The sequence below is a fragment of the Cobetia sp. genome, assembly GCF_983723665.1.
Window position 1 is genome coordinate 8,847 of sequence record NZ_CFDJES010000022.1, and the last position, 8,106, is coordinate 16,952.

At 64.3% G+C, this 8,106-nt stretch carries 4 protein-coding genes; 3 read left to right on the forward strand and 1 reads right to left on the reverse strand.

What is annotated here, in order from left to right; all coding sequences use genetic code 11:
• The first annotated feature begins 162 nt into the window (after window positions 1-162).
• The 3 genes from AC4FAH_RS03980 to AC4FAH_RS03990 all read left to right on the forward strand — a co-directional run bounded on the left by AC4FAH_RS03980 (window position 163) and on the right by AC4FAH_RS03990 (window position 7,013).
• Window positions 163-3,246 carry an efflux RND transporter permease subunit gene (locus AC4FAH_RS03980; RefSeq protein WP_215823365.1) on the forward strand — a complete coding sequence of 1,028 codons (3,084 nt, stop codon included), beginning with the start codon at window positions 163-165 and terminating at the stop codon, window positions 3,244-3,246.
• Window positions 3,247-3,473: 227 nt separating this feature from the next.
• Window positions 3,474-6,101, forward strand: a complete 2,628-nt coding sequence (locus AC4FAH_RS03985; protein WP_225347184.1) for a DUF1266 domain-containing protein — start codon at window positions 3,474-3,476, stop codon at window positions 6,099-6,101.
• 312 nt (window positions 6,102-6,413) lie between these two features.
• Window positions 6,414-7,013 (forward strand): C40 family peptidase, encoded by a 600-nt coding sequence (locus AC4FAH_RS03990; RefSeq protein WP_213114414.1) that lies wholly within the window; start codon window positions 6,414-6,416, stop codon window positions 7,011-7,013.
• Window positions 7,014-7,163: 150 nt separating this feature from the next.
• On the opposite strand, the gene AC4FAH_RS03995 is transcribed toward AC4FAH_RS03990, so the two are convergent.
• The gene (locus AC4FAH_RS03995; RefSeq protein WP_490245661.1) at window positions 7,164-8,105 is read right to left on the reverse strand and encodes a LysR family transcriptional regulator; all 942 of its coding nucleotides are present in this window, start codon (window positions 8,103-8,105) and stop codon (window positions 7,164-7,166) included.
• Between the last annotated feature and the right edge of the window lies 1 nt (window position 8,106).

Genomic DNA, 8,106 nt, shown 5'->3' on the forward strand with positions numbered 1-8,106 from the left:
ACCGTCGAGGCCGTGCCGGTCACGGTACTGCAGGCCACCGGCGAAGGGCTGGTGATCACGGGAGAACTGAGTGCCGGTGACCGTCTGGTCACCGCGGGCGCCAGTCGCATGGAAGCCGGGGAGCCTGTGCGTCCCTGGGTCAAGGAAGCGGGGCTCTGATCCATGGTCGATTATTTCCTGAGACACAAGGTCATCAGCTGGATGGTCGTGCTGCTGCTGTCGGTGGGTGGCGTGACCTCCTTCTTCGGCCTCGGCCAGCTGGAATTTCCCGAGTTCACCATCCGCAACGCGGTGGTGATTACCCAGTATCCGGGCGCGACGCCCAAGCAGGTGGAAGAGGAAGTCACGCTGCCGCTGGAGAAGGCGATCCAGCAGATTCCCAATCTCAAGCGCGTCAGCTCGGTCAACAGCTCCGGGCTTTCCCAGATCACGCTGGAGCTCGAGAGCAGCGTGCGCGAAGGCGAGATGCAGCAGTACTGGGATCTGCTGCGCCGCAAGATCAATGACGCCCAGTCGAGCCTGCCGCCCGGCAGTGGCTCCTCGATCGTCAATGACGACTTCGGCGATGTGTTCGGGCTGCTCTACAACCTGAGCGGCAAGGGCTATTCGGCGCATGATCTCGAGGACCAGGCCGACTTCCTGCAGCGCGAGCTGACGCTGGTGGAGGGGGTCAAGAAGGTCTCCATCGTCGGCGCGCGCAGCGAGCAGGTCATCGTCGCGCTGGATCGTGATCGCATGCAGGCGCTGAACATCTCGCCGGATCAGCTCGCCAACCTGCTCAATGCCCAGAACGTGGTCGGCGACGCCGGACGGATCCGTCAGAACGGCCTGTCGCTGGAACTGCAGCCAAGTGGCGAGTTCCAGAGCGTGCAGGACCTGGAGCGTCTGGTGGTCGGTCGTCCCGGCAATGGTGGCCTGATTCGTCTCGGCGATATCGCCTCGGTCAGCCGCGAGTACACCGAATCGCCGTCGCGCCTCTATCACACCGATGGTGAGACGGCGCTGTCGCTGGGCATCTCGTTCGCCTCTGGCGTCAATGTGGTCGAGGTCGGTGCGCTGGTCGACAAGCGTCTTGGCGAGCTTGAGTCGCGCATGCCGCTGGGCATGGAGCTGACCACGGTCTATCACCAGCCCCAGGTGGTGGATGAGGCGGTGTCCGGCTTCTTGATCAACCTGGCCGAGGCCGTCGGCATCGTGATTCTGGTGTTGCTGGTATTCATGGGAGTCAAGAGCGGCGTGCTGATGGGGCTGGTGCTGTTGATCACCATTCTCGGCACCTTCGTGATGATGTCGATTCATGGCATCGAGCTGCAGAAGATCTCGCTGGGGGCCTTGATCATCGCGCTGGGCATGCTGGTGGATAACGCCATCGTGGTCACCGAGGGCATGTTGATCGGTCTCAAGCGCGGCAAGACCAAGCGCCAGGCCGCTTTCGAGGTCGTCAACCAGAACCGCATGCCGCTGCTGGGGGCCACGGTGATCGCGATCACCGCCTTCGCGCCCATCGGTCTGTCGCCGGATGCCACCGGCGAGTTCGTCGGGTCATTGTTCTGGGTGCTGTGCTACTCGTTGCTGTTGAGCTGGATCACCGCCCTGACGCTGACACCGTTCTTCTTCGACATGTTCTTCCGCGAAGCGCGGGAGACGGCAGGCAGTGACACGGACGAGAATCAGGAGGAAGACCCCTATCGTGGCGTCATCTTCCGTGGCTTCCGCAGCCTGCTGAGCTGGGCGATTCGCCTGCGCTGGCTGACCCTGGGGGGCGCGGTGGCGTTGCTGGTGGCGGCCGTGATGAGCTTCGGGCAGGTCAAGAATGCCTTCTTCCCGGATGCCTCGACACCGCTGTTCTTCGTCGATGTCTGGATGCCGGAAGGCACCGATGTGCTGGCGACGGAAGCGCGCATCGCGGACCTTGAGCAGCAGGTGCTCAAGATGGACAAGGTCAATCATGTCACCAGCGTCACCGGCGGGGGCGCCCAGCGCTTCACGCTGACCTACTCGCCGGAAGACAGCTATGCCAGCTTCGGGCAGCTGATCGTCGAGACTCAGGACCGGGCCAGTCGCGAAGCGCGCATGGAGGAGGTGATACGCCTGGTGCGCGCCGAGTATCCTGAAGTCGAGTACAAGGTGCAGGCGTTGCAGGTCGGCCCCTCGGCCAAGGCGAGTCTCGAGGCGCGCCTCTACGGCGAAGACCCCGCAGTGCTGCGTCAGCTGGCAGGCAAGGTGCGTAGCGTCTTCGAGGAGGAGCCGCTGGCCGACAGCATCCGTCTGTCATGGCGCAATCGCGTCAATCGCATCGAGCCCGAATTCCTGGATGATCAGGCGCGGCGTGTCGGCGTGACGCGTGACTCGTTGCATCAGGCGCTGCTGATCAACAGCGACGGCGAGAGCGTCGGTGTCTATCGCGAAGGCTCCGAGCTGATCCCGATTCTGCTGCGCGGTGAAGAGCGTCAGCGCTTCGACCTCGACACCCTGGCGAGCCTCAATGTCTGGAGCGATGAGCAGGAGACCTACGTGCCGGCGGGCTCGGTGATGGGGCCGCTCGAGACCGAGCTGCGCGACCCGCTGATCAAGCGTCGCGATCGTCAGCGCATGCTGGCGGTCTACGCCGAGCCCATGCCGCTGTCCGGCGAAACGGCCGCCAGCGTGCTGGGGCGTATCCGTCCCAAGATCGAGGCCATCGAGCTGCCCGAGGGCTATCACCTGGAGTGGGGTGGCGAGTACGAAACCTCATCCGAAGCTCAGGAGGCGCTGTTCTCCTCGCTGCCGATGGGGCTGCTGGGCATGTTCGTGATCACGGTGCTGCTGTTCTCCAACCTGCGTCAGGCGCTGGCCATCTGGTCCATCGTGCCGCTGACGCTGATCGGTATCGTCAGTGGTCTGATCGTGTTCGGCGCGCCGTTCACCTTCATGGCGCTGCTCGGCACCTTGAGCCTGATCGGCATGGTGCTCAAGAACGCCATCGTGCTGGTGGAGGAGATCAACGTGCAGCTCGATGAGCAGGAGGATCGCTTCCAGGCGGTGGTGCAGGCGGCCGTCAGTCGTGTACGGCCGGTGTCGATGGCGGCCATCACCACCATGCTGGGCATGATTCCGCTGTTCCCGGATGCCTTCTTCTCGAGCATGGCGGTGGTGATCGTGTTCGGGCTGGGCGTGGCGACCCTGCTGACGCTGGTGGTGCTGCCGGTGGCGTACTGCGCCTTCTTCCGCATCCCGACCGGCAACAAGTCCATGAAGACATCCTGATGTGATGATAATGCGGTAATCTTGGTCTGCGCAGTCGCGGCCACCCACACCATGACGCCCGATGACAGTGCCTTTGTCATCGGGCGTCATGGTGTGGTTCGTGCTCGCTATCCTGCGTGAGGGGCATCGCCGCAAGCCCCTTTCCGTTACACTATGCGCCGCCGGTTGCGAGTTGCCCGGTCGCAAGTGTTGCGTCAGTCGAATCCTATCGAGTCGTGAGGTGTGCCTTGGTCGAACCCCTGAGTGCCTGGTGGGGGCAACAGCTGGTGTTGTGCGGTTGGGGTTTCAGTGCAGCGCCGGAAACGGTGTGGACACCGGCCCAGGCGTGCGCGCGTCTGAAGGCCCAGGAAGTCCCGGATGCGGGCGAGTTGGGATGGCGTCTGCTGGAGGCCTTCCCCAATGACACCCCGGACCCGCTGCACCAGTTGGAGGCGTTGGAATTGCTGGCGCTGGCACGTACCGCCGGCTGGCTGTCAGAGGCGCGCACGCGTGCCTGGCTGATACGTCTGCTCACGGCGATCGGCGGGCGTTTCGCCTCGCTGGATGACTGGCTCAAGGCCCTGGCTCATTCGCGCAGCGATGCGGGCTGGACGCGAGGCGATGATGGCTTCTTCGAGGCCAGCCTCGCGCTGTCTCAGTTGGAGCACGAAGACGCCGGCGTCACCTGGCCGCGTCTGCAGGAGGCGCTGGAGGCACAGCCTCCGGTGGCGGTTACTGAGCTCTGGCCTCAGGGCGAGCGCGACCGGGTCTGGATGGCGCGCGCCATCTTCTCGCCGTGGCTCGGCGGTCAGACATTGACCACCGATGACAGCGGCCCGCACGAGGACGGTGCCAGCGGTTTTGACGCCGCGGCGCACTGGCCGGACGTCACGCGCTGGCTGGCCGAGACCTGGGCGATCACCGGGCGTGATGAGCTGATTCGACTGCTGCTGTGGCTGGCCTCGCAGGGGCATCGCTATGGCTGGGACATCGACAGCGCACGCCTGATGACGGCCAGCGACAGCGAGCGTGCCAAGTGGCTGGATGAGCTGGAAGCGGATGCGGCTCAGGAAGAGGCCGAACGCAAGACGGAAGGGCGCAAGGGCGCCCCCGCGCATGCCTCCTCCAGCATCGACGTCGCCGATGGCGGGCTGGAAAAGCCCCCGTCACCGACGGCCTATGGCGAGCTGCTGCTGCAGTATCTCGATCGTGGCGAGCCGTTGGAATTCGCCGCCTGGGACTGGCTGCGTCTGGTCGATCTCGCCTTCGCCGGGCTATGTGCCGGCTGGCTGAGTCGTGAGGAGGGCGAGGACTTCGCCGCCCACGGCATCGACCTGCTGGTGCGCCGCTATGCCGACTGGCAGGGCGTGGCCCGCGCCTATCAGCGCGGTCGCAGTCTGTTCGAGGGTGTCGATCTGACCCGCGACACCGAGAGTGACTGGCGTCCGCTGATGGCGTCGCCGCTGACGCCGCTGCGTTGCGAGCTGCATGCGCTGCTGCCTGCCGCCCGGCGTGAGCGCTGCCGTGCGGCGATTCGTGCGTGGCGCAATGACAGCCGCCACTGGGTGCTGGCCATCGCCAGTATCCGCGAGCCGGACCTGCTCTATCGTCAGGGGCTTGTCGCCGAGGTCGATGCGGCGCGCCGCGAAGAGGCACGCCAATATCTCAACGAGACGCTGGCGCTGGACACCCGCGATGGCGTGCAGGGCATGGCGCGCTTCTGGCTGCCGGCGCAGGCGCATCATCTCAACCAGCTGGCCGCCGATGCCGCGCGTGGTGCCTTGCCCGATGCCCAGACGCCCTTCGGGCGTGCCGATGCCGTCGAGCTGGAACGCCGACAGCGTCTGGCCGTCTGTCATCGCTATCCCGCCAGTGTGGTGATGGCCGAGAAGTACGCCTTCTATCTGTTGATGGTCCAGGACAGCGGTGATTTCCCGGCCGATGAGCTGGCCCAGTGTGCCGAGCGTCTGCGCAGTGCCCTGTGCCGCTACTATCCGGACGCCATGCGTCTGCTGGAAGCTTGGGCGGTGTGGGAATCCGCGGTGCCGGAACTCGAGGATCATCCGCTGGTCAACGAGATCCGCTGGCATCTCGATGACCCCGGCAGCCTGTTCCATTGGCTCGACTGGCGCGCCAGCGACTGGCAGGAGCCGGGGCTGCGTCCGAGTCTGGATCGCTTCACGGCGCTGGCGCTGAGCGGTCCGCTCAATACGCCGTGCTGGGGTGAGCCGATGGTCGAGTACGGGCGGGGCGTCGAGGAACTCAGCGGCTGGCTCGAAGGTCATTATGGTCTCGCCAATGCCGAGGCGCTCAAGGGCTTCCTCGACTTCCTGCGCGATGCCGGTGATCGGGATGAATACCAGATCAATTACGGCCCTTACACCCTCAATCGCGCCCGTCTCGACAATGAGATCGACGTGCTGGAAAGCGCCGAGCGCGGCGATGATGAGCAGGTGCATCTGGACCGTCTGCGTCGCGTCAGGGACAACGAGGCGCGCTGCAACGAGCTGGACATGGCGGCGTGGGACATCGCCCAGATGGTGGACCTCGCGATTGCCGGGCGCCAGCTGGGCTGGCTGGACGACGCGACCTTCACCGCCTATCTGGACAGCGCCTATGCAATGGCGCGCGACCACTACGGCAGCTGGAAGGAATATGCCCGGGGACTGTTCGCCGGCTATGCCTTCTTCATGGGCGACACCGACCAGCGTGACAGCTTCCTGCGCGGCTTCCGCGATGCGCTCATCCAGTGGTTGACGGCGGCGCCACCGCTGGCCGGTGCCTGGTCAAGTCTCGACTTCCCGGGCGCGCGCCCGGGGCATTGGCCGGCGTTGCATCTGGATGTGCTGAGCGGAGACGCTCGCACGTTGCACTGAGCGGGATTCAATTCAGGTTGGGTGAGCGGCAGGGGGGCACTTTCTCTGATGCTTTGGTCTAACTTGTGCGGCAATGGCATACGGTTTGCGGAAACATGAACTACTATCCTGCGAACGAATTGAGTTTGTCATCTGACTGTCGTCATCGTGTTGCAATGTGTGCTGCTGCCTGATCCGGCCCACCTTGTCAGATAGTCGCCGTGTTACCCCTGATCGATCAACGATCATCGTCATGCATCAATGGTTATCGCCGTCCGCAAGCGCTGCTCACCTTCACCCTTCCAGCGCCGGGCCCACGACGAGGAATGCTGGATGCGCCACGCGTTATTATGCTGTTTTCTGATCCTGCCACTGGGTGTGGCAGGCTGTGCCAGTCACTCAACACCGTCCAATGATGTGGCCTACTACGATGTGGACCTGCCGGAACTGCCGAAGCTCAAGCGCTATCGCCAGTCCGCGTCCCAGCCGGCCGCCGAGTCGCAGGACTTCGCCATGTCAGGGCCGAGCATCCGCGATGTCCTGCTGGAAGAGCATGACCGCTGGGCCGGGACGCCCTATCGTCTGGGGGGCACCAACACCCGCGGCATCGATTGCTCCGCCCTGATGCAGCATGTCTTCAGTGATGGCTTCGGCATCGATCTGCCGCGCACCACCACCGACCAGGTGAAGCGTGGCAAGCGCATCGACAAGTCGCAGCTCAAGCCGGGTGATCTGGTCTTCTTCCGTCCCTCACGTCGCTACAACCATGTGGGGGTCTACGTCGGCAACGGCTACTTCCTGCATGCCTCCACCTCGCGTGGCGTGAAGCTGTCGCGACTCGACAATGTCTATTGGTCCCAGCACTACTGGCAGTCGCGTCGCCCGATGCCCTACGAGGCCATGCAGATGAAGCTGGCCATGCGCAGTCAGTGAGCCGATCACGCTGGCACTGAAACAGACAAGCGCTGACACAGACAAGCCCTTGAATAGACAGGCCCTTGAATAGACAAGTGTCTTCTTCGACATCACCCGGCCCTGGCCGGGTGATGTCGTTTATGAGCCCCGGCAAATGTCAGCCACTGCTCAGGAAGGGGGCTTCAGCGTAGTGCTGCTTGCCTGATCATCAGCGCTCAAGGCATCCGGGGCGAGCCTCCCGGCCGCCGAGTGTTCAATGACGAAATCGACCAGCGCCTGCTCGGCACGTGACAGGCCGCGCTCGCGGCGCCAGGCGAGTGACAGCTCAAGCCAGGCGGGCTCATCGAAGGAGACGGCGGTCAGGTTGTTCTCTTCACGGTCATCCTCGACCACACGCTTGAGGAAGGTGGTGATCCCGAAGCCACGCGCGACGATCGCCTTGTTGAGGGCGATCAGGTTCGATTCGAAGGCGATGCTCGGCGCGAGACCATGCTGGCTGGCCAGGCGCTCGATGAAGTCGCGATGGAAGTAGCCGCGCTTGAAGACCACCAGCTCCTCGGCGAAGAACTCCTCGACGCTGATCTGCGTGCGGGCGGCCAGCGGATGATCGTTCGCCAGGCAGACCACCATTTCCTCGCTCAGGAAGTGGCGTCGAATCAGGCCGTGGGTGTCGGTGCCGAGCTGATCCTCGACGATGACGCCCAGGTCCAGCTCGGCATTGTCGATCATCCGGCGCAGGCTCAGGGTGCCGCCCTCGATCACGCTGAGCTTGATGTCGGGATAGCGTGCCTTGAATGCCATCAACAGGGGCGGGAAGTAGTAGGAGCCGAGCATCGAGGAGACGCCGATGCGCACCTCGCCCTTGACCAGCCCCTCGAGCTCCGCCATCGCCAGTGCCGCGCGCTGTGCCTGTTGCAGTAGGGGCCGGGCATGCTCGAGCAGCGTATCGCCGGCCGGTGTCAGGCGCAGACCGCGTGAGCCCCTGACCAGCAGTTGCGTGCCCAGCCGGCTTTCGAGCCCGGCGATCGACTGGCTGACCGCTGACTGGGCCAGGCTGAGTGCCTGAGCGGCAGTGGTGAAGCTCTGGTGCTCGACGACACTGACGAATATC